This is a genomic window from Actinoplanes philippinensis, from assembly GCF_900113015.1.
Classification (GTDB): Bacteria; Actinomycetota; Actinomycetes; order Mycobacteriales; family Micromonosporaceae; genus Actinoplanes; species Actinoplanes philippinensis.
Map to the genome: position 1 here is coordinate 139,510 of NZ_FONV01000008.1, position 23,476 is coordinate 162,985.

At 72.8% G+C, this 23,476-nt stretch carries 13 protein-coding genes; 9 read left to right on the forward strand and 4 right to left on the reverse strand.

Features of this window, described 5'->3' with window-relative positions; genetic code table 11:
* Positions 1 to 199 precede the first annotated feature (199 nt).
* Genes BM290_RS21835 through BM290_RS21850 form a run of 4 tightly spaced genes read left to right on the forward strand, consistent with a single transcriptional unit; the run spans position 200 to position 9,739 of the window.
* Positions 200 to 7,099, forward strand: a complete 6,900-nt coding sequence (locus BM290_RS21835; RefSeq protein WP_093616926.1) for an RHS repeat-associated core domain-containing protein — start codon at positions 200 to 202, stop codon at positions 7,097 to 7,099.
* Entirely contained in the window at positions 7,096 to 7,425 is a 330-nt protein-coding gene (locus BM290_RS21840; protein WP_093616928.1) for a hypothetical protein, read from the forward strand. Before BM290_RS21835 ends, BM290_RS21840 begins: the two co-directional genes overlap by 4 nt.
* A 29-nt stretch (positions 7,426 to 7,454) precedes the next feature.
* Positions 7,455 to 8,699 carry a S8 family peptidase gene (locus tag BM290_RS21845; RefSeq protein ID WP_239143986.1) on the forward strand — a complete coding sequence of 415 codons (1,245 nt, stop codon included), beginning with the start codon at positions 7,455 to 7,457 and terminating at the stop codon, positions 8,697 to 8,699.
* On the forward strand, positions 8,696 to 9,739 hold the full coding sequence (locus BM290_RS21850) for a Dyp-type peroxidase (protein WP_093616932.1): 1,044 nt from the start codon (positions 8,696 to 8,698) through the stop codon (positions 9,737 to 9,739). Before BM290_RS21845 ends, BM290_RS21850 begins: the two co-directional genes overlap by 4 nt.
* Before the next feature lie 100 nt (positions 9,740 to 9,839).
* Here BM290_RS21850 and BM290_RS21855 read toward each other — a convergent pair whose 3' ends face one another.
* On the reverse strand, positions 9,840 to 10,067 hold the full coding sequence (locus tag BM290_RS21855; RefSeq protein ID WP_177319834.1) for a LysR substrate-binding domain-containing protein: 228 nt from the start codon (positions 10,065 to 10,067) through the stop codon (positions 9,840 to 9,842).
* A gap of 186 nt (positions 10,068 to 10,253) precedes the next feature.
* On the opposite strand from BM290_RS21855, the gene BM290_RS21860 reads away from it, so the two are divergent.
* Together BM290_RS21860 and BM290_RS21865 are read left to right on the forward strand one after the other, a co-directional pair.
* Complete coding sequence (locus tag BM290_RS21860) at positions 10,254 to 11,000, forward strand: SDR family NAD(P)-dependent oxidoreductase (RefSeq protein ID WP_093616934.1); 747 nt, start codon at positions 10,254 to 10,256, stop codon at positions 10,998 to 11,000.
* A gap of 141 nt (positions 11,001 to 11,141) precedes the next feature.
* Positions 11,142 to 12,257 (forward strand): hypothetical protein, encoded by a 1,116-nt coding sequence (locus BM290_RS21865; protein ID WP_093616936.1) that lies wholly within the window; start codon positions 11,142 to 11,144, stop codon positions 12,255 to 12,257.
* Here the strand turns inward: BM290_RS21865 and BM290_RS21870 are convergent.
* Positions 12,203 to 14,989, reverse strand: a complete 2,787-nt coding sequence (locus BM290_RS21870) for an ATP-binding protein (protein WP_177319835.1) — start codon at positions 14,987 to 14,989, stop codon at positions 12,203 to 12,205. The two genes, BM290_RS21865 and BM290_RS21870, sit on opposite strands and share 55 nt — an antisense overlap.
* Positions 14,990 to 15,057: 68 nt before the next feature.
* Here BM290_RS21870 and BM290_RS21875 point away from each other — a divergent pair, with 68 nt between their 5' ends.
* On the forward strand, positions 15,058 to 15,738 hold the full coding sequence (locus BM290_RS21875; protein ID WP_093616940.1) for a hemerythrin domain-containing protein: 681 nt from the start codon (positions 15,058 to 15,060) through the stop codon (positions 15,736 to 15,738).
* A 33-nt stretch (positions 15,739 to 15,771) separates the two neighbouring features.
* Entirely contained in the window at positions 15,772 to 18,573 is a 2,802-nt protein-coding gene (locus BM290_RS21880) for an AfsR/SARP family transcriptional regulator (protein ID WP_177319836.1), read from the forward strand.
* Here BM290_RS21880 and BM290_RS21885 read toward each other — a convergent pair.
* Positions 18,549 to 19,658, reverse strand: a complete 1,110-nt coding sequence (locus tag BM290_RS21885; RefSeq protein WP_093616944.1) for a class I adenylate-forming enzyme family protein — start codon at positions 19,656 to 19,658, stop codon at positions 18,549 to 18,551. The genes BM290_RS21880 and BM290_RS21885 overlap by 25 nt on opposite strands.
* A 111-nt stretch (positions 19,659 to 19,769) precedes the next feature.
* Between BM290_RS21885 and BM290_RS21890 the strand changes: the two genes are divergently transcribed.
* Positions 19,770 to 20,648 (forward strand): AfsR/SARP family transcriptional regulator, encoded by an 879-nt coding sequence (locus BM290_RS21890; protein ID WP_093616946.1) that lies wholly within the window; start codon positions 19,770 to 19,772, stop codon positions 20,646 to 20,648.
* Positions 20,649 to 20,656: 8 nt separating this feature from the next.
* Here the strand turns inward: BM290_RS21890 and BM290_RS21895 are convergent, their stop codons facing one another.
* The gene (locus BM290_RS21895) at positions 20,657 to 23,428 is read right to left on the reverse strand and encodes an AfsR/SARP family transcriptional regulator (protein WP_177319837.1); all 2,772 of its coding nucleotides are present in this window, start codon (positions 23,426 to 23,428) and stop codon (positions 20,657 to 20,659) included.
* Between the last annotated feature and the right edge of the window lie 48 nt (positions 23,429 to 23,476).

Consider the following 23,476-nt stretch of genomic DNA (forward strand, 5'->3'; position numbering starts at 1 on the left):
GTGCCCCGTCCGTACCGAACTTTTATCGTCATGTGTCAATCTTTAAACTTTGCTTGCTGATGTTGGAGTGTTTCGGCAGGTGAGTCGGCCGACGGGGGGCAACAGTGGCGGAAAAGGGGGCGGCGGCCGGCGGATTGTTTCGGTTACGTTGACGCCGATCGATGGACTGGCCCATTGATCTGATCTTTCGGGGGGATCAATGCGGTTCCGTCTGCCTGCTCATCTGATCCACGTCGCGGTCGCCGTGACCGTCGCGGTCGCCGGACTTCCGGCCGCGGCGGCCGCTCAACCCGCCCCGCCAGGGCAGCATCCCCCGACAGCGAACGCTACAGCGCACGCGGCGGCAGCGGCCGGGCCCCGGGAGTTCTTCTACGACGCCGCCGGACAACTGGCCGGCGTCACCGACCCCGCCACCGGGTCGGCGGCCTACCGCTACGACGACGCCGGCAACCTGCTGCGCACCGAGCGGATCGAACCCGGCGCGGTGGCCGTGTTCGCTCTGGTCCCGGCGCGGGGCCCGGTGGGGTCGTCGATCGAGATCGGCGGCGCCGGGTTCAGCGCCACGACCACCGCCAACGAGGTGACCGTCGACGGCATCGCGGCCACGGTCAGCCGCGCGACCACCGGCCGGCTGCGCATCCAGATCCCGAACGGCGCCACCGACGGCGTGGTGAAGGTCAGCGTCGGCGACCGCTCCGCCACGAGCCCCCGCCCGTTCCGGATCGAGGACGGCACGCCGGCGCCGGGCATCACCACCCTGTCGACCGACCGGGGCAACAAGAACGACCTGGTCACCATCACCGGCACCGGCTTCGACACCGACCCCGCGCGCAACGTGGTGATGTTCCACCGCACCACCGCCCGGGTGCAGGAGGCGAGCGCCACGACGCTCAAGGTGCGGATCCCGGCGGCGGCACAGTCCGGGAAGGTGTCGGTGCGTACCGCCGGCGGCACCGCGGAGAGCGCCGGGGACTTCTACGTCGCTCCGCGGGGCTTCGTGATGAGCGACCTGGTGCCCAGCGGCCGGATCAAGGCCGGCAGCCCGACGCTCACGGTGACCGTGCCGGCGGGCAAGGCGGCGCTGGTGCTGATCGACGGCGTCGCGGGCGAGAACCTCAACCTCAAGTTCGACGGCAACACCGTACCCAAGCGCTCCGCTCTGTGGCTCTACCAGCCCTACGGCGGCAACTTCGCCCGCGGGGTGCTCGGCGACCCCCTCGACCTGTGGTCCGGCGGGCCGCTCAGCCAGGACCTGCCGAAGCTGACCGCCACCGGCACGTACGCCATGGTGATCAAGCCCAACGACGGCGCGTCGGGCAGCATGCGCATCACCGCGTCGAACACGCTGAGCGGAACCGCACTGACCGCCGACGGATCCGGGGTCCCGTTCCAGATCACCGTGCCGCAACAACCGTTCCAGACCACGTTCACGGCCACCGCCAACCAGTGGATGAGCTTCGGCCTCACCGAGCTCAGCGAGCCGGCCAACACCTACGTGGTCAAGGTGACCGCGCCCGACAACTCGGTGTTCACGTGGCAGGCGTCGCTGACCCGTTACACGCCCACGATGGTGTTCAAGCCCAAGCAGACCGGCACCTACAAACTCTCCATCACCTTCGGCGCCAACGAGCTCGGCTTCGGCCGGGTGTGGCTGTCCACCGTCATCAACGGCGCCACGATGACCGTCAACGGCTCCTCCGTGCCGGTCACCATCCAGCGTCCCGGACAGTCCGTCCGACTGCCGTTCGCCGGCACCACCGGTCAGGTGCTGCAGCTCGGCTACACCGACAACACGCTGCAGCAGAACGACCGGCCCGCCTACCCGGCGGCGATCATGGTGGAGCCCGACGAGGTCCAGGTGACCCTCGAGACCGGGTGGGCCGAGTCGCGGGACATCCCCACGCTGCGCAAGACCGGGCAGCACAGCATCTTCGTCACCGGCTGGCACGCCGTCGGCGGCCTGGAGGCCTGGCTGTCCACCCGGGCCGAGGGTGGCGAGTTGCCGGTCAACTCCATGAAGACCGTGACCGTCGACCGGCCCGGCCGTGACGTGTGGCTCGACTTCAACGGGGTGCAGGGCCGGCCGCTCTATCTCGGCACGACCGACCGGTCGCTGCCCGGCGAGGTGAACCTGCGCCTCTACAAGCCGGACGGGTTCCTGGTGTCGCTCGGCAGCGGCCGCACCATCGACATCGCGGCGCTCCCGGTCACCGGCAAGTACCGGCTGCAGGTCGATCCCGAGTCCGCCGGCAAGGGCACCCTCGCCGTGGTCGCGGCCGAGCCACGCAACGTCGGCGCGCTGACCCCGGACGCGCCCGCCACCAAGGCCGACGTCACCCTGCCGGGCCAGCGCATCGTGGCCACGTTCACCGGCACCACCGGCCAGCGGCTGTCCTTCGGCGCCACCGGCGACATCGACTTCGTGCTGACCCGCATCTACAAGCCGGACAACGCCCAGCTCGACTTCTGGGGAACCATCGACCTGCGCTACGGCATCGACCTGCCCGCCCTGCCGGCCACCGGGACCTACCGCATCGAGCTGACCCCGAACAACGCGGCCACCGGCGCGTACAACCTGCTGCTGTCCTCGGAACTCAACGTCGGCAAGGCCGAGGTCGGCGGCGCCGCCAAGAGCTTCACCATCACCCGGCCCGGCCAGAACGGGCTGATGACCTTCGACGGCACGGCCGCGGTCACCACCCAGATCACGCTGTCCAACCTCAACCTGGGCGGCAACACGATCTACTTCACCGTCCTGGACCCGACCGGCGCGGTGCTGGCACGCCGCTGGCGCATGTACTACTTCACCGAACTGCTGCCCAACCTGCCGACGACAGGCACGTACACCCTGATCTTCGACCCGGGCAACGGCGCCACCGGATCGTTCGACATGGCCGTGCACCGCAAGGCGGCCGTCACGGCCGCCAAGGCGCCCTTCAAAGAGGAGCCGGGTACGGCCGGGGCGGTTCTGCCCAGCTGCGCCACCGGCGCCGAGCAGACACCGGCACTGAGCGCTCCCGTCCTGCAGCAGCCCGGTGAGCCCGCTGCGGCTCCCGCGCCGCAACCGGCGACCGCGCCGGCGTGCGAGGACACCGGCTGGACACCCGACGCGAAGAACCTGGCCGGCGTGGACTGGTCCACCCGCCGTGCGCCGGCGCCGACCCGGGAACGGGCGCTGCAGTTCCCCGCCGGCGTGACCGGTGTGGTGGGCCGGGTGCTCGCCACCGGCGGCAACCCCCTGGGCGGTGTCACCGTCAGCGCCCGCGGCAAGACCACGACGACCGGCGCGGACGGCCGGTTCGCCCTCGCCGGCCTCCCGTCCGGGCATCTCGCGCTGCACGTCGACGGCCGCAGCACCACCGGCACCGCCCGCGGCACGTACGGAGTCTTCGACATCGGCGTGGACGTCACCGAAGGTGAGGTGCTCGTCCTGCCGTACACCGTCTTCCTGCCCAAGATCGACACCCGGGCCACGGTGTCCGTGCCGAGCCCGACCACCCGCGAGATCGTGCTGACCACGAAAGCCATCCCCGGCCTCGAGGTGCACATCCCGAAGGGCACCGTGATCCGCGACGCCGACGGCAACGTGGCCCACGAGCTGAGCCTGACACCGATCCCGATCGACCGGCCCCCGTTCCCCCTGCCGCCCACCCGCGTCCCGGTGTACTTCTCCGTCCAGCCCGGCGGCGGGGTCCTCTTCCCGCAGGGCGCGCGGATCGTCTACCCGAACTACACCAAGGAAGCGCCGGGCACCCGGACGCAGTTCTGGAACTACGACCCCGACGTCAAGGGCTGGCACCTGTACGGCCTGGGCACGGTCACCCCGGACGGCAAGCAGATCGTCCCCGACCCGGACGTCAAGTTCTACCGGCTCACCGGCGCGATGACCGCCGTGCCCGGCATGAACCCCGCCCAGAACGCGCCCCGCCCCAACGGCGCCCGCGTCGGTGACCCGGTGGACCCGTCGACCGGCCTGCTCGTCGACGAGACCGTCGACCTGACCGTCGACGACATCGTGCCGATCGAGATCAAGCGCACCTACCAGCAGGGCGACGTGGACACCCGGGCGTTCGGCGTCGGCACCAACTTCGACTACGGGCTGTTCCCCTGGTCGCCGGGGCAGATCGGCAACTTCGACTTCCAGCAGTTCGACCTCGTCCAACCGGACGGCAGCAAGATCCACTACACCCGGACGTCCCCCGGCAACGACTACGCCGGCGCCATCTTCAAAGCCGACCCCACCCCGACCCGGTACGACGGCTCGACCGTGGCCTGGAACGGCGACGGCTGGGACGTCAAACTCCGCGACGGCACCGTGTACGTGCTCGGCGACGAGTCACCGGTGCAGGAGATCCGCGACAAGTTCGGCAACACCACCACCATCACCCGGGCCACCGCCGCACCCGGCACCGACGGCAAGGTCCGCCTCAACGGCGCGGTCACCCAGATCACCTCGCCGAACGGCCGATGGGTGAAATTCGGCTACGACCAGGCCAACCCGCCGAAGATCACATCGATCGAGGACAACATCGGCCGCAAGGTCGGCTACACCTACGACACCGGCAACCGGCTGTCCACCGTCACCGACACCCGCGGCGGCGTCACCCGCTACACGTGGGAGAACGGCCTGCTCAAGAGCATCACCAACCCGCGCGGCACCGAATACCTGGTCAACACCTACGACGCGAACAAACGGGTGAAGACCCAGAAGGGCCCCGACGGCGGCCTGACCACCTTCGACTACGTCACCTCCGGCACCTCGGTCACCGAGACGACGATGACCGACCCCGAGGGCAACAAGCGGCGCTTCACCTTCAACACCCAGGGCCAGGTCCTCACCGACACCAAGGCGTACGGCACCAGCCTCGCCCAGACCACGACCACCACCTACGACACCTCCGGCGTCCGCCGCGCCACCACCGTCGACGCCCTGAACCGGCGCACCGCCTACACGTACAACACCGCCGGACAGGTCAACAAGATCACCGTGCTGGACGGCACCGCCCAGGCCCGCAGCGAGACGTTCGACTGGACCGGACCCTACGCCGAGCTGACCAAGCACACCGACGGCTACGGCAAGGCGACCGTCTACGAGATCGACGGCAAGGGATACCTCAAGAGCGTCACCGACCGGCAGAACCGCAAGTCACTGATCACCACGGACGCGGCCGGCCAGGTCACCCGGCTCACCGACCCGGCCGGCAAGACGGTCACCACCGTGTACGCCGGCTCCGACGCGGTACAGACGACCGACGAGACCGGCAACGTCAGCCGCACCGCGTACGACGGGATCGGCCGTGCGGTCCGGGCCACCGACGGCCTCGGCGTGCGCACCGACACCACCGTCGACGCGGCCGGCCTGGTCCGCGCCGTCACCGACGGCCTCGGCCGTACCGTCCGCTTCGACTACGACGCCAACGGCAACCGCACCGAGGTCACCGACGCCCGCGGCGGCACCACCCACTTCGACTACAACACCCGCGACCAGGTCGAGACCGTCACCGACCCGGCCGGGAAGTCCGAGGCCTACGAGTACGACCTCAACGGCAACGCGGACAAGCACACCAGCCGCCGCGGCGTGGTCACCGAGAACACGTACGACGAACTCGACCGCCTCCACCAACGCACCGTGGCCGGCGGCGGCACGATCACCTACGGCTACGACGCGGGAAACCGGCTGCGCCGTACCGAGGACAGCGTGTCCGGCGTGGTCACCACCGACTACGACGACTTGGACCGGATCACCGGCGAAGGCACACCCCAGGGCAGCGTGACCTACGGCTACACCGCCGCCGTTCGGGACCGGACCCTCACCGTCGCCGGGCGTACCGCGACCCGGCACCTGTACGACGCCAACGGCGCCCTCCAGGAGATCCAGCAGGGCGGCACCGCGGTGACGACCGTCGGACGCGACGCCACCGGCCGCGCCGAACGGGTCGGCGCCCCGAGCACCGGCATCAGCCAGACCTACGCGTACACCGACGCCGGCCAGGTCAAGACCATCACCTACCGCAACGGCACCACCGTGCTCGGCGACCTGGGCTACGAGTACGACGCCGCCGGCCGGCCGATCCGTGTCACCGGAACGTACTCACGGACCGCCCTGCCGCCGGAGTTCGGCCCGGCCACCTACGACGCCGCCAACCGGATCGAGAAGATCGCCGACACGACGGTCACCCACGACGCCGACGGCAACATCACCTCCGACGGCGTCACCACCTACACCTGGAACGCGCGCGGCGAACTCGCCGCACTGTCCGGCCCGGACCACAGCGCCTCCTTCACCTACGCCACCGACGGGCGCCGCACCGGACGGACCGTCGACGACGCCACCACCACCTACCTGCACGACGGCCCGAACCCGTTGCAGGAAAGCGTGAACGGCGCCGTCACCGCCACCATGACCAGCGCGGGCACCGACGGCTTCCAACTGCGCGAGAGCGGCGGCACCACCCGCCGCTACCTCACCGACGCGCTGGGCAGCACGGTGGGCCTGGTCGACACGACCGGAGCCGGGGCGCAGTACACCTACGAGCCGTTCGGCGCCACCACCGTCACCGGCGCCGACAACGGCAACCCGTACCGCTACACCGGCCGCGAGGACGACGGCACCGGACTCTACTTCTACCGCGAGCGGTACTACAGCCCGATCCTGCAACGGTTCCTCAGCGAGGACCCGATCGGCTTCGCCGGCGGCCTCAACCTGTATGCCTACGTCAGCAACCAGCCGACCCTGCTGACCGACCCCACCGGCGAGAAACCGGCCAACCCGGGCGGCGGCTCCACCGGCACCGGCGACGACGGCTACATCCCCGGCTACTACCTGCTGGACAAGGGCTTCAAGGCGCCGAAACAGACGACGCCCGGCACCCGGATCATCGAGGGCACCTACAACAACAACCGAGGCCCCGGCGGTGAACGGCAGGAACCGTGGACCGCTCATTACGATCAGTACGGCCGGCTCATCGGGCGCACCGACTACAACGCCGGACTGCCGGGCCAGGGCATCCCCGACACCCATTACCACCGGTTCGTGTACGGCCCCGGAAAGAACGGCCACGAGATCGAGAAACACGTACCGGGAGAGTTCACACCATGACCATCGATCCACTGGCGGCCTACGACGCCCTGCTCGCCCGCGCCGCGTGGGTGATCGGGCGGGTCGAGATCGACAACGCCGCCGACGGCCTGCGCCTGTCCATCCAGGCGCGGGCCACCGCCCCCGGGGCAGGCGAGGCGCCGGTGCTCCACTTCACCGGAGTCACCGGGCTCGAATTCCACCAGGAGGCCGGCGACCTGCCGCTCGGGCTCCAGATCGTCGACATGGCCGCGGACGGCTGGGAGGACCTGCGCTGGCGGGTCACCGACCCCGAGTACGGGATCGCCTCCTTCTGGTGCGCCGGCTTCACCGTCGGCGAGCACTGACCACGAGTACGCACATGGGGGAGGACACGATGGGAAGACGTACCCGGCGACTCGCCGGAACGATGCTCGCTGCCGCGGTCGCCGTCACGCTGACCGGTGCCGCCGGCAGCGCGGCGGCGGCGCCCCTGACCGGCCCGGTGCACGTGCCGGCCGCAGGAGCCGTCAAGGACCGCTACATCGTCACGCTCAAGGCCGACGCCGGACCCGCGGCCCTCGCGTCGGACTCGGTCACCGACCGCTACGGCGGGGAGGTCGTCCACTCCTACGGCACGGCCCTGCACGGCTTCGCGCTACGGGCGACCGAGACCCAGGCCCGCCGGCTCGCCGCCGACCCCCGGGTGGCCCGGGTCGAGGCCGACGCCGTCGCGTACGGGACGACGTCGCGACCGTACCCGTTGTGGAACCTCGACCTGGTCGACCAGCGCTCGTCGGTGCTGGACGACATGTACAGCTTCCCGGACTCGGCCGGCAGCGGTGTGACCGCCTACGTCATGGACACCGGCATCCGCACCACGCACAGCCAGTTCGGCGGGCGCGCCACCATCGGCGTGGACACCGTGCAGGACGGCTGGAACGGCCAGGACTGCAACGTCGACGGGCACGGCACCCACGTGGCCGGCACGGTGGGCGGCGCCACCTTCGGCATCGCCTCACGGGTGTCGCTGGTCTCGGTGCGGGTGCTCGGCTGCGACAACGCGGGCCTCTACAGCGAGATCATCGCCGGCGTCGACTGGATCACGCAGAACGGCGTCCGCCCCGCGGTGGTCAACATGAGCCTGGGCGGCTCGCGGTCCACCGCCCTGGACACCGCCGTCACCAACTCGATCAACGCCGGCTTCACCTATGTCGTGGCGGCCGGCAACTGGAACGCCAACGCCTGCGACTACAGCCCGGCGGCGGTGCCCGGCGCGATCACCGTCGCAGCGAGCAACTCCATCGGGGAACGCGCGACCGGCTGGGGCGGCACCCAGTCCGGCTCCGACTACGGCACGTGCGTCGACCTGTTCGCCCCCGGCCAGGAGATCCGGTCGGCCCACAACGCCACCGACAACGCCACGCGCGTCCTCAAAGGAACGTCCATGGCGGCGCCGCACGTCGCCGGGGCCGCCGCGCTGCTGCTCGCCGACCAGCCGACACTGACACCGGCCCAGGTGGCCGCCGCGCTGACCGCCAGCGCCACCCCCGGTGCGCTGCGCGCGGACACGCTTCTCGGCTCACCCAACCGGCTGCTCTACGTCGAGCATCCACCGGTCGAGAGCCTCCGCCGCCGATGACCGGCCCCCGTCGCCGGACAGTGCTGGCCGCCGGGCTCACGAGCGCGGCGGCCGGCCTGACCGGCTGCTCCGATCCCGATCCCGCTCCCGCTCCGCCACCGGTGCGGACCGCCCCCAGCGTGCTCACCGGCAACCCCGTCGTGGTCGCGCCGGTCCGCCGGGCTGCAATCCTGACCGCCTACGACATCAGCGGCGCCGACCTGGCGGCGCCGCTGTCCGCCCTCGAGGAACACCTGCGCGGCACCGCCGCCACGATCGCGGTAGGGGCGTCGCTGTTCGACGGCCGGTTCCCGATCGACAGGCCCCGCCTGCTCAGCCAGATGCCCGCCTTCCGAGCCGACGTGCCCGACCCGCAGTGGTGCCACGGCGACCTGCTCGTGCAAGCTGTCGCCGACGACCTCGAAACGCTGCGCGCGCTGACCCGCCCCTCCATGCCGGGCCTGCGACGGCGATGGAGCATCGAGGGCTCCCACCCGAACGCGCCCGGACCCGGCACCCGCAACGCGTTCGGGTTCCAGGAAGGCCTCGGCAACCCGGACGCCGCCGACCGGCAGCTGATGGGCGAACTGGTCTGGGTGCAGCCCGGCGACGGCGAACCCGCCTGGTGCACCGGCGGCACCTACCAGGTGGTCCGGCTCATCCAGATGGCGATGCCGACCTGGGACTCCGATCCGGTCGCCGAGCAGGAACGCGTGATCGGCCGGCGCAAGGACACCGGAGCCCCCCTGAGCGGGCAACGACAGACCGACGAACCCGACCTCGACGGCGAGGCGATCGCCGTCGACGCCCACATCCGCCTGGCGAACCCGAGAACACCGGACAGCATGGCCCACCGCATCCTGCGGCACGGCTACACCTACCGGCTGTCCGCGGAGAACACCGGCCAGATCTTCATCTGCTACCAGCGCGACGTGGAGAAGGGCTTCGCCACGATCCAGCGCCGCCTCGCCGGCGAGGCGATGGAACGGTATCTGCTGCCGTTCGGCGGCGGCTACTTCTTCGTCCTGCCACCGGCCGGCGTCCGGGCACTCATCGGCTAGCGGCTCGTCGAGGGGCGGCGCGGCCGGACGACCTCACCGACAGATCCCACGATCCGGCCCGTCCTCGTTCCCGGCGTCGACAGCGGTCGTGGGTGCCGCCCTACAGTCCTTGGTCCAGCTGGGCGATCAGGGTGGCCAGGTCACGCCGGCGGGAGTCGGCCGGCCAGACCGCCCAGGTGCGCCGGACCAGCGGGGATCCGGTCAACGGCCGCCAGACCACGCCGGCCGGCAGTGGCGTCGACCAGTCGCGGGGCGCGAACGCGAACGCCTGACCGGAGCTGACCGCAGCGAACTTCACCTCGGCGATCAGGAACCGCCCGGGCGCCACGGCCGGCCTCGGCGACGGCGACGAAGGTCCGCAACTCTCGCAGCTCCACCCCGGCATCGCACCACATCGGCCCTGATGACGGCCGATAAGCCGGGCTTATCGCGGCCGGGATGGCGGCGCCCGGCGATCGGCTTACACCCTTCGCGAGCCCGATCCGGGGCCGCGGAACAGAGAAGGTGTACGGACATGGCAACTGCACTGTCGGGCAAGACGGCCCTGGTCACCGGCGGCAACAGCGGGATCGGGCGGGCCACCGCGACGGCGCTGGCCGCCCTGGGCGCCACGGTGGTGATCACCGGCCGTGACACGCTGCGCGGCGAGCAGACGGTCCACGAGATCGCCAAGGCCGGCGGCACGGCGCACTTCGTCGCGGCGGACCTGGACGGCGAACGGTCGGCCCGGAAACTCGCGGCCACCGCGCAACGGCTCGCCGGACCGATCGACATCCTGGTCAACAGCGCCGGCGTGTTCCCGTTCGGGCCGACCGCCTCGACGACCACGGAGCAGTTCGACCAGGTCTACGCGCTGAACGTGAAGGCGCCGTACTTCCTGGTGGCCGAACTCGCTCCGAAGATGGCCGCCCGCGGTGGCGGCACGATCGTGAACGTGACCACGATGGTCGCCGAGTTCGGCATGGCCGGCATGGGGTTGTACGGCTCCAGCAAGGCCGCGATCGCGTCGCTGACCCGCTCGTGGGCCGCCGAGTTCGGCCCGGCCGGGGTCCGGGTCAACGCGGTGAGCCCGGGCCCGACCCGTACCGAGGGAACCGCCGCGATGGGCGAGAACCTGGGCAACCTGGCGTCCGCCGCACCGGCCGGCCGCGCGGCCGGCCCTGAGGAGATCGCCGCCGCGATCGTCTTCCTCGCCGGCGACGACGCCTCCTTCATGCACGGGGCCGTGGTCCCGGTCGACGGCGGCCGCACCGCGGTCTGACCCGACGCGGACGGGCGGCACCGGCCGCCCGTCCGTCCCGGGTGGATCACGACCCCTCCGAACCTCGGCACGCGCGCGTGCCGGCGGCCTTGCCCGCCCTCGCCTCGATCGGTGATCATGACTGTATCGGGGGAGGGGTGGATGATGGCTCGGTGGCGCCTCGGTGGTGTCCGGCACCTGCGGACGCGTACCGTGCTGATCGGGGTCCTGCTGTTCGCCACCTCGGTCGGCATGCTGGTGGCGGCCCGGTCCTTGCACGGTTTCTACAGCGATCTCCTGCTGAATCTCGGCTCCAGCATGGTGCTCGCCGCCGTGTCCTACGTGATCTTCGATCCGTTGTTCGAGGAAGCCCGGAAAGCGCGCGTGCAGGAGCACGACCGATTCGACCAGACCGCCTTCATCGACCGGATCCGGGAGACCCGCCGCAACATCCGGATCCTGGACACCTGGACCATCCTGCTGCAGGGCAAGGCCCGAGCCCGCACGTTGCACGCGATGCGGGAGGCACTCGAGCAGGGCGCGACCATCCGGGTGCTGCTGCTCGACCCCGGCTCGGCAGCCGCGCAGCAGCGCACCGACGAACTGGAGCGCCGTCAGATCGACGTCGCAGCCCAGATCATGGAGAACCTGCGGCACCTGCACGCGTTCCGCGAAGGACTCGACAGCGCCGAGCAACGCTCACTGCTGAAGGTCTGCGTGTACGACGCGTCACCCTCGATCCAGCTCTACCAGTGGGACGGGCGCGCGCTGATCTCGTTCTTCCCGATCGGCAAGGTCTCCTTCGACGTGCCGCAACTCGAGGTCGACATGGCGAGCCCCTGGGGCCAGTTCGTGGACCGGCGCTTCGACGAACTCTGGGACCACCGCGACTACATCCGCACCCTCGACCGGTATTGGCGGCTCACGGTGACCCTCACCCACGGCGGGACGCCACTGGAGGCCGTTCCCGTGCCGTACATCAGTGCCGAGGACGTCATCTACATCGACGGCACCGGCCCCCTCGCCAACCAGTTCGCCGCACGGATGCTGCCCGGCCCCGGCGAGCAACCGCACACCGAGGCGTCGTTCGGCGCGCTCGCCGTCTGGCCGCCCCGCCGGTCGGGGCAGCAGAGCCGGGAGTTCGACCTGATCCGCCTGGACGAGGACCAGGTACCCGGCACGACGGCCGAGGTCCTCGCCCAGTTCGAGAAGAAGTACGGCGGCTACCCGCCGGACCGCGCCGGGGCCACGCTGCTGCTTCGCCTGGTCCCCCGGTAGCCGCCGGCCCCTTGCCCCGTACCCGTGTGCTGCGGCTGCTCCGCCCGCCACGACAGAAGACCGATCATCTCCTCCACGGTCAGGGTCTCGGCGCGGGCCTGTGCCTCGGCCCGCACATCGTCGTCGAGTGCCGCCAGCCGGGACCTCAGCGCCGCCATGGCCGGCGGGTCGGCGTTGTCCAAGCGGATGCCGCGGCGAGCCGCGTGACCGAAGACGGCCACGACCAGCGTGGCAGCCGTTCCGGTCCGGCCGATGCCGAACAGGGCGACGGCGCCGTGGGCCAGGCAGGCCAGCACCTCCGACAGGTCGTCCTCGGCACGGAACCAGGTGATCGCGTCGTGCAGCAGCGCGATCGCCCGATCCGGATCCTCCGATAGCCACGAGCGGGCCAGCAGATGGGATGCCAGGCCGCCGCTCCACCCGTACCCGGCTCGCCGCGCCTCGCCGATCGCGGTGTCCAGCAGCCGCCGGCCGCCGGCGACGTCCCCCTGCCCGATCAGCGCCGCACCGAGCGCGGCCTGCGGCAGCACCCCGAACCAGGCGGCCCCGGTCGTGGCGGCCAGCGCGACCGCCTCCCGGGCCGCCGCGGCGGCGCTGTCGAAGTCGCCGTCGGTGCTCAACAGCAGCGCCTCGTAATAGCGCAACTGCCCCAGCAGCCGGTGGCCCTCGTCGCCGGACGGCTCACCCAGCGCGCCGACCGCCTCATCGAGCCTGCGGCGGACCTCGGCCAGATCACCACCGATCCAATGCAACGCGGCACACGCCGACAGAGCCCGCGCCCGGTCCTCCGGCGGCGCGCCGGGCGCCCCCTCCAGCGCCGCGGTCAGCACCTGCAGACCCTCCACAGTGTGCCCACCACGCAGCCAGAACCACTCCAGCAGGGCCGCCGTGCGCAGAGCGGCGCCGGGATCGGCGGCGAGGTCGTGGAGCAGCCCGGCCCGCAGGTTCGGCAGCTCCCGGTTGAGCACCCGGATCGCCCACGCCGACCGCGCACCCCGCAACTCCGGCACGGTACGCGCCACGAGCCCCCGCACCCACGCGGCATGCGCGGCCCGGCTCGCCACCGCATCCGGATCATGGTCGCGGCAGTACGCCCGGATCATCTCCAGCAGCCGGTACCGGGCCGGCGTGACAGTGGTGTCCGCAACCACCACCGAGCGAGTGACCAGCGACGACAAGGCAGCCAGGTCGGAGCCGAGCGCGGCCGCGCCCTCCAGGGTGAAACCGCCCTCGAACGGCCACAACCGCAGGAACAGGCGCCGGTCCCGCGGTGGCAGCAGGTCCACGCTCCACGCCACCGTGGCCTCCAGGGTGGCGTGCGGGGAGAGACCGCCCCGCGGGGACCGGCCGAGTGCCGGGAACCGTTCGCCGACCAGATCGGCCAGCTCCTCGATGCCGAGCACCCGGGCCCGTGCCGCCGCCAGCTCCAGGGCCAGGGGGATGCCGTCCAGGCTGGCCGCCAGCCGGTCCAGCGGGGCGACGTCCCCGGCACCGGGGCGCCAGCCGGGGCGTACCGCGGCGATCCGATCGGTGAGCAGGGTGACCGCGTCGGCCCGGGGCAGCGGATCCACCGGCAGCAGCCGTTCGCCGTCGACGCCGAGCGCCTCCCGGCTGGTCGCCAGGACCCGTAGCCCCGGACTGTCGGCGAGCAGGGCCAGCACCAGGTCACCGACCGGCTCGATCAGATGCTCGCAGTTGTCCAGCACCAGCAGCCCGCGGAATCCGGTGAACCGGGGCGGCGTCTCCACCAGGCCCAGCGCCGTGGCCACCGCGGACGGCAGGTTGCCGGGCGACCGGACGTCGGCGAGCCGGACCAGGAAGGCGTCGGCCGCCCACTCCACGGCCAGCCGGGTCTTGCCCGCGCCACCCGGCCCGACCAGCGTGACCAGCCGCGACTCCCGCAGCGCGGTGGTCAGCAGGGCCCGTTCGGCGGTACGGCCGACGAACCGCGACAGCGGCCGGGGCAGCGACGGCGGACGAACCGACGGCGGCGCCAGCAACAGCGCCGGGTCCTGCGCGAGCAACCGGCGCTCCAGGCTCTGCAACTCCGGGCCCGGGTCGACACCCAGATCGTCGGCGAGCAACGCCCGCACCTCACGCAGCGCCGACAACGCCTCGCCCTGACGCGCGCTGCGATACAGGGCGAGGATCAGAAGCTCCCAGCGGCGTTCCCGGTACGGCTCCTCACGTACCGCCGGATGAAGCTCTCGCACCGCCGCCGGAGCGTCGCCGACCGCCAGCAGCGCCGCCGCCGTCTCCTCGGTCGCGACCGAGCGCAGCTCGGTGAGCGCCGCCCGGTCCGGGCCGGCGTACTCCTCCAGCTCCGGATAAGGCCGGCCACGCCACAGCCGCAGCGCCGCCCGCAACGCCGGCAGCGCGTCGCCGGGCCGTCCCGCCCGTAACGCCTCCCGGCCCCGGGCGACCGCCGCCTCGAAATCGGCCACGTCGCTGGCCGCGGCCAGCGACCAGCCGCCCGCGCCACGGGCCAGCGCGCCGGCGCCGGACGAGCCGAACGCCCGGCGCAACCGCGACACATACGCCGCCAGCGACGCCGCCGGGTTCGCCGGGGGAGCATCGCCCCAGACCGCCTCGGTCAGCCGGTCCTCGGTCACCGGCTCGCCCCGCGCCGCGACCAGCGCCGCCACCAGACGCCGGGGCCGGGGACCGCCGAGGTCCACCCGATCGTCGCCGGTCAGCACCTCCAACGGCCCCAGCACCCGACACGTCAGCACGCGCTGCAGCATACGCACCTCCCGACGACTGCAAAGAAACTGCAAAACCCGGCCGTCAAGGTGCTTCCATGACCAACACGACCACACCTGTGGACACCTGGGAGATGGTGCTGGCACACCGCCTCTACCGCCGCGAGTTCCGGATCCTGCCGGCCGTCATCCGGGCCGTCCCGGCCGGTGACCTGGCCCGTTCCAGGACCGTCGGCGGCCACCTCGCCACCGTCGTCACCATGCTGCACCACCACCACGAGGCCGAGGACGAGCTGCTCTGGCCGATCATGCTGGACCGGGTGGGGCTGCACGCCGACCTGGTGCACCGGATGGAGGCGCAACACTCCCGGCTCGAGGGTCTGCTGTCCCGGCTGATCCCCCTGAACGGCTCCTGGCGGGCCACCGCCTCGGCCGACACCCGCGATCAGCTCGCCGACCTGCTCGCACAGGCGTCGGCGGTCCTCGACGAGCACCTCGACGACGAGGAACGCGACCTGCTGCCACTGGTCGCCGCCCACGTCACGCAGGCGGAGTGGGACGCGATGAACAAACGCGCCCGCGGCGGGCCGCCGGTCAACCTCAAGCTGGCGCTGATCCAGCTCGGCGCGATGCTCGAGGACGCCACCGCAGAGGAGCGCCGGCGGTTCCTGACCGAGCTGCCGCCACCGGCGCGGCTGCTGTGGCGGATGTTCGGCAAGAGCACCTACGCGAAGGCACGTGACCAGGTCCGCCGTGGTCCCGCCCGGCGTGCCGCATGATTTGATGACCCGGCATCGGGGGAGGAGCGGATGATGCGCCTCGAGCTTTCCCTGCTCGGCCCGCTGACCGGCCGCCGCGACGGCCGCGATCTCGACCTGGGCGCGCCGCAGCAGCGGGCCCTGCTGGCGGTCCTGCTCGTGCTCGGCGGCGACGAGCCGGTCGGCACCGACACGATCATCGACGTGCTGTGGCGCACCGGGTCGGCCGCCGACCCGGCCACGATGGTGCACCAGTACGTCAGCCGGCTGCGCCGTGCGCTGGGCCCCGCGCCCGGCGGCGGCCGCTGGATCGAACGATCCCGCGGCGGCTACGTGCTCACCGGCGATCGCGTCGTGGACCTGGCCCGCTTCCGGCAGCTGCGAGCCGGCGGCGCGCTGGTCGAAGCGCTGCGGCTGTGGCGCGGGCCGGTCGCCGCCGACATGCCGTCCACCGTCCGTGAGCATCCCGCGTTCGTCGCCGTCGGCCAGGAGTACGTGACAGCGGTACGCGCGGCGGCGGACTCCGCCCCGCCCGAGCAGGTGCTGCCACTGCTGGAACAGGGGGCGGCATGGCACCCGTACGACGAAGGGCTTCAGGCCCGGCTGCTGCGGCTGCTCGCCGGGAACGGCCGCCGGGCCGACGCCCTGACCCGCTTCCAGCAGCTGCGTGACCGGCTGGTGGACGAGCTGGGCGTGGAACCCGGCGCCGACCTGCAACGGGCACACCGCGACCTGCTGCGCGATCCGGCCCCGGCGACTGTCGCGCCACCTCCCGCCGAACCGGCACGGCCCGCACAGTTGCCCGCCGCGCCGGCCGGATTCACCGGCCGTACCGATGAGATGCTGGCCCTCGACCGGCTCGCCGGCGACTCCCGCGGCGTGCTGGCGGTGATCTCCGGCCTCGGTGGGGTCGGCAAGACCGCCCTGGCCACCCACCTCGCCCACCGCTTCGCGCCGAGCTTCCCGGACGGCCAGCTCTTCGTCGACCTGCGCGGCTTCGCGCCGGTCGCCGAGCCGGTGCGCCCCGCCGTGGCGCTGCGCGGCTTTCTGGAGGCGCTCGGTGTGCCCGGCGCCCGCCAGCCGGAGGATCTGCCCGGGCTGTCCGCCCTGTACCGCAGCACGCTGGCCGCACGGCGGATGCTCGTCGTGCTGGACAACGCAGCCGACGAGGAACAGGTACGGCCGCTGCTGCCGGGCGGACCGGGCTGCGCCGTCGTGGTCACCTCCCGCCGCTACCTGGGCGGGCTGGTCGCCTACGAGGGCGCCGAGGCGGTGGTCCTCGGACCGCTGCCGGCCGAGTCGTCGCGTGCCTTCCTGGCCGCACGGCTCGGCGACGCCCGGGTCGGCGCCGAGCCGGAGGCAGCCGACCGCATCGTCGGCATCTGCGGCGGCCTGCCGCTGGCCCTGGCCGTCTGTGCGGCGTGGGCCGGCCGGCACCCGCGGTTCCCGCTGGCCGCCATCGCCGACGAACTCGACGCCGCGCCCGGCCTGGACGCGTTCACCGTCGCCGGCGCCCGCCACGACGTCCGGACCGTCTTCTCCTGGTCCTACCGGCACCTGTCGGACCCGGCGGCCCGGCTGTTGCGGCTGACGGCGCTGCACCCCGGCCCGGACGTCGCCCGAACCACACTGGCGAGCACCGCAGGGCAGGACCCCGCAGCGATCCGCGGGCCGCTGGACGAACTGGTCGACGCCAACCTGCTCACCGAACGACGGCCGGGCCGGTACGTCAGTCACGACCTGGTCCGGGCGTTCGCCGCCGAACTGGTCGACGGCGACCCACCCGCCGAAACCGGGGAGGCGGTGCGCCGGCTGCTCGACCACTACGTGCAGACCGCCGTCGCCGCAGTACACCGGATCAACGCGAACCGGTCGCACGTCGACTGCGGTCCGGTTCTGCCCGGCGTCACCCCACTGCGGTTCGGCGACCAGGCGTCGGCCACGTCGTGGTTCGCCCTCGAACGCGACAACCTGCGCGCCGCCGCCGACCTCGCCACCGAGTCCGGCAACGACAGCCATCTGTGGCGGCTGTCCTGGGCGGTCAACCCCTACCTGCAGCACCACGGCGGAGGCTGGCAGGAGTCGACGGCGCTCGCCGAGCGAGCGCTGGCCGCGGCACGCCGACACGGCGAGAGCTGGTGGCAGTGGTATCTGCTGAACACCCTCGGCCGTGCGGCCATGGCGCTGTGGGATCCGGTCGCCTCCCGCGGCTGGGCCGGGCAGCTGGTGGACCTGGGCCGCGCGGAGGGCGACGACCTGTGGACGGGGTACGGGCTGGGCGCCCTCGCGGCCACCTACTGCGACCTGATGGACCCGCCCGGCCCGGACGGCGCCGCGATGGCCGAGCGGTACGCCGACGAGGCACTGCGACTGTGCGACCGCATCGACGCGGCCGGCGGCCCCGCGGACCGGGCTGCCAGCGCCCGCCGGCTGCGCATCGCGGTGACCCCGATGAAGGCCTGGAGCCTGCTCCACGGCTCCGGCGGACCGGCCGCGGCGGTACGGCACCTGCACCGCTCCCTCGACGCCTGCCGGACCGCCGGCGACCGGATCGGCCTGCAGAACACCTGGAACGAGCTGGGACGCGTCCACCTGTTCACCGGCGATCACGCGGCGGCCGCCGCCGCGTACACCGAGGCGCTCGCCCTGCTGTTGCCGCACGAGACACCCCGCCCCGACATGCTCGCGAGCCTGGCCGTCTGCCGGCACGAGCTGGGCGACCGGGAGGCGGCCGCCCGGCACCGCGACGAGGTGCTGCACCTGATCGACGGCGTTCATCACAGCGTCGCGCAGCGGCTGCGCGAGCAGATGCGCGGCCTGGACACCGCCGGTCATCCGGACTCGGCGGTCAGGTAGAGGTAGCCGTCGGCGTCCAGACATCCGGTGTCGCCGGTGTCGATCCAACGGTCACCGGTGCCGGCCGTCCACGCCTGGACCAGACCGGGCCGCCCGGTCGCCAGCGCCCGCCGCGACGCCGGGTCCACGATCCGCAGCAGCACCCCCGGCAACGGCCTGCCGACCGACGCCAGCCGCTGCGTCCGGCTGCCGTCGCGGTGGTCCTCCGGACTCAGCAGCGTCAGCATCCCGCCGATCTCGGCACACCCGTGCAGACGCGCCAGGTCGGTACGCAACTCCGTGGTGCACGCCCGAGCGATGGCCGGAGTGAGCCGGCCATGGGCGTACAGAACATGGGGCCGTGCCGGCAGCGGGCCGATCCGGTCGCGGGGCTCGGCGACGACCGCGGCCAGCAGGCCCGGCGTCACGAAGGCGTGGGTGACCCCGGCCCGTGCCATGGTGTCCAGGACGGTGGCCGGTGACCCGTCGACCGGGAGCACCGTGGTCGCGCCGTACCGGATCGCGGTGACCGCCTGGACGAAGGCCGCCGCGACGATCAGCGGGGCGGCGACCAGGTTGACGCTCGCCGACCGCAGGCCGGTGACGCCGGCCAGGGTGTCACCGGCCGCGGCCACCGCGGTGTGGGTCAGCACGGTGTCGCCGTCGGCGGGGAACCGGCAGAACGGCGCGTCACCCTGCGGCCCCGCCGGCGGTGTGCCGGTGGCGCCGGCCAGCAGCCGTTCGTAGTCGCGGCCGAGGTCGATCAGGGTGCCGGTCCATGCCCGGACGGCGGCGTTCGCGGGCCCCGCCAGGATCACCGGCGCGCCGCACCGGGACGCAGCGTCGACGAGCGCGTCCGGCGACGACCCGGCCGCCATCGGGGTGAAGACGGCGCCGATCCGGGCGCAGCCGAGCGCCACCTCCAGCGTGGCCGGCCCGAGGGGCGCGGCGAACACCACCCCGTCACCCGGACGTACGCCGAGCGTGTGCAACATCGCCGCGACGGCCCGCACACGTCCCGCGAAGACCGGCCAGGAGTGGGAGACGGCCCCGTGGACCAGGGCGGCGCGGTCCCGGCCGCGGCGGGGCACATCGTCGGATCTCATGGCTACAGCGCACCAGCCGGCTGTCAACGCCGCGATGACACGAAAACCTGAACACGGCGTTCAGGTTTTCGCTCAACGTTCGTATCGGCGCGCCCTCCTACGCTTCCCGGCATGGTTGATGTCGTTCGTGAGTTCCCGACCTTCAGCGTTCTCGGCCCGGTGCGGGCGTGGCGCGCCGGCGCCGAGATCGATCTCGGTTCGCCGCAACAGCGGACCACCCTGGCGATGCTGCTGCTCAATGAGCGTGCGGTGGCCACCCTCGACGAGTTGATCAAAGGGATGTGGGGAGATCAGCCACCCCGGTCCGCGGGGACGACCATCCGCACCTACATCTCCCGCCTCCGGGCCGTCCTCGGCGCCGGCTCGCGCCTGGTGTCGATCGGCGGCGGATACGCCTTGGACGTGCCGCCGGAGGCGTTGGACCTGGCGCGGTTCCAGCGGCACACGGCACGCGGCGCGGTGGCGGCCCGCTGTGGTGACCACGACGCCGCCGCCCGGGAGCAGACCGCCGCCCTGGCCCTGTGGCACGGGCAGCCGCTGGCCGGGACGTCCGGCCCGTACGCCGGCTGGCAGCAGTCGCGCCTCCAGCAGCTGGTGGACACCGCCCGGGTGGATCTGCTGACCGCGCAGCTGGCTCTGGGCCGGCACCGTGAGGTGCTGCCCGAGGCCGTCGCGATGGCCGCCGCGAACCCGCTGTGGGAGGACGCACAGACGCTGACCATGCAGGCCCTGTACGGCAGTGGCCGGATCGCCGAGGCGCTGGAGCACTACCGCCGGGTCCGCCGGAACCTGCTCGACGAGCTGGGCCTGGAACCGGGGCCGCGGATGCGTGACGTGCACCGGCGCATCCTGGCCGGCGACCCGTCGCTGGCGCCCGCACCGCCGGCCGCCACCGCACCGGCACCGGCCCGCCGCCGTCCCGTCCGCCGGACCCTGTCATCGCGCGCCGGCACCCATCTGGCCCGGACCTCGCTGCGCCGCGTCGGATGACCGCGGTGTCAGGCCGTCGCCGTGGTGGTGAGCGCCGCCAGCCGGGCCCGCAGGCCGGCCGCATTGGAGTGGTAGACGCCGTCGAGGTCACGCAACACCCGGTCGCGGACCTCGGCGAGCCGGTCCGGATCGCCCAGACGGGCGTGGCACTCGGCGACGGCGGTCAGCATCGCGGTCGTCGCCCACGCGTCGTCCCCGAGAGCGATCGCCTGCTCGTAGGTCCGTACCGCGGCGGCGTCGTCCCCGAGACGGCTCCGGAACCGGGCCATGTTCTCCAGCAGCCACACGGTGAGGTACGGCGCGTTCCCGTGGATCCGCAGCCCGTTGCCGAGTTCGGCCTCGGCGGCCGCCAGGTCCCCGGTGCGGTGCAGCACCCGTAACGCCGTGAACGAGTACGTATCACCCAGGATCTGCCGGGCCCGGACCCGGTCGGCCTCCGTCGCGGCGGCGACCCCGTCCAGGACCCGGACGCAGAGCACCACGGCCTCGTCGGCCAGCGCCCCCGCTCGTTCGATCTGCTCGCCGCTGGGCCAGCCACCCGGGTCGACGAGTGCGGTGGCGATGTGCACGAGCGCCCCGGCGGTCCGGATCGGATCGCCCGCCGCACGCCCGATCGCCGCCGTGGTCTCGAGCTGCCGCAGCGCCTCCGGATGGTCCCCACGCTGGTAGTGCCAGGAGGCGAGAGCGTGGTGCAGATAGCCGCGCCACCACACCTCACCGGCCCGCTCGGCGGCGGCCAGAGCCCGCCGCACCAGCGACGGCGTCTCGTCGGAGCGGCCCAGGGTGGCGGTGAGGAAACTGTCGAACGCCCAGCACGTCAGCCACAGCGGCGCGTCCGCCCCGGCCCGCTCCGCGGCGTCGAACGCGGCCAGCAGGTTGTCGTGCTCGGCGGCGAACCAGGCCAGCGCCTGTTCCCGGCCGGACGGGGTCCACGCGGTGACACCCGGCGCGGGCGTGCCGGCGTCGACCGGGGCGCGATGCGGGGCCACCGTCATGGCGCAGCCGATCAACGTATGCAGGTAGTGGTCCACCACCCGCCGCAGGGTCCGCTGCCGCTCCCGCGGGTCGCCGAGCTCGATGGCGTACGCCCGCACCAGATCGTGCATCGCGTACCGCCCGGGCTGCACCTCGCTCACCAGCTGGGCGTCGAGCAGCTCGGTGAGCAACCGCAGCGTCCCGGCCCGGTCGAGCCCGGCGACACTCCGCACGGTGGTGGCCGCCACATCCGGGCCCGGGTGGGCGCCGAGCGCCCGGAACAGTTCCGCCGCCTCCACCCCGAGACCCTGGTAGGACCACGAGAACACGGCCCGCACATCCCGCCCGGCGGCGACACCGGTGAACGCGTCCAGCCCGTCGCGCTGCCGCAGCTCGGCGGCCACGTCGGCGAGGGCGAACCCGGGATGCCGCCGGGCCCAGGCCACGCACAGCGCCAGCGCCAGCGGCAGCCCGCCGCAGACCTCCGCGATCACGGCCGTCGCGTCCGGCTCCGCGTCCACCCGGGCGCCGAGCAGCGAACGCAGGTAGGCGCGCGCCTCGGCGCCGCTGAACAGGTCCAGGCCCATCGACCGGGCGCCGTCCTCCACCACCAGCCCACCCAGGTGGCTGCGGCTGGTCACCACCACAGCGCACCCGGCGGCAGCGGGCAGCAGCGGGCGGGCCTGCTCGTCGTCGCGGGCATTGTCCAGCACCACGAGCACCCGGCGCCCGTCGAGCCGGGTCCGGTAGAGGGCGGCCAGCTCCGCGAGCGACGACGGCTGGTTGGCACGGGCCACCCCGAGGGCCTCCAGCAGCGTGTGCAGCGCCTCGGCCGGCTCGACCGGCACGTTGCCCGGGGCGAACCCGCGCAGATCCACGTAGAGCTGGCCGTCCGGGAAATCGGCCACCCGGCGATGAGCCCAGCGCAGGGCCAGGGTGGTCTTGCCGGCGCCGCCCAGGCCGGTCACCACGGTCAGCGGCCGGTCACCGGTCATCAGGGCGTCCAGCTGCTCGATCTCGGCCGTACGCCCGCTGAAGGTCCGCGGGTCGGCCGGCAGCATCGCGGGCCCGCCCGGCACCGGCTCCTGCCGGGACTCCGCCGGAGACGGCTCCGGATCGGCGAGGACCAGCCGGTGAGCATCCTGCAGCAGCTTCCCCGGCTCGACGCCCAGCTCGCCGGTGAGGGCCTCGCGGACCGTATGGAAATGGCGCAGCGCGTCGGCGCGCCGGCCGGTCGCGGCCAGGACCCGAATCAGCCGGGCATGCACCGCCTCGTCGTACGGATACCAGGTCACCGCAAGCTGCAGGGCGCCGGTCAGCTCGCCGGCCCGCCCGGAGGCCAGCGCCTGATCAGCGGCCGCACACAGCACCGCCGCATGCTCGCGAGCCAGCCCCGCGAAGACCGGATGCTCCCGCGACTCGGCCGGCAGGTCCGCCGCGACCGGCCCCGACCACACCCGCAGCGCCTCCCCGGCACGCCCACCGGCGACGAGTCCCCGCCACGTCAGCACGTCGAGGTCATCGCCGTCGAGCCGGTAGCCGCCACGGACCCGGCGGATAACATCGGGCGTACCCAGCGCACGGCGCAGCCGGCTCACATACTGCTGGATCGTGGACGACGCGGACCGCGGCGGATCGTCGCGCCACAGCACGTCGGCGATCGTCGCGGCGGCCACCGGGCCACCCGCCCCGGCCACGAGCACCGCCAGCACGACCCGCTGCTGCGGTGTCCCCAGATCGGCCTCGGCATCGTCGCGGCCGGCCCGGACCGGCCCGAGGACACGAAACCAGGAGCCGCCACGCATGGACGTGGATTCTACGGCCGCCGGCATGACGACATCGACCAGCCGTCG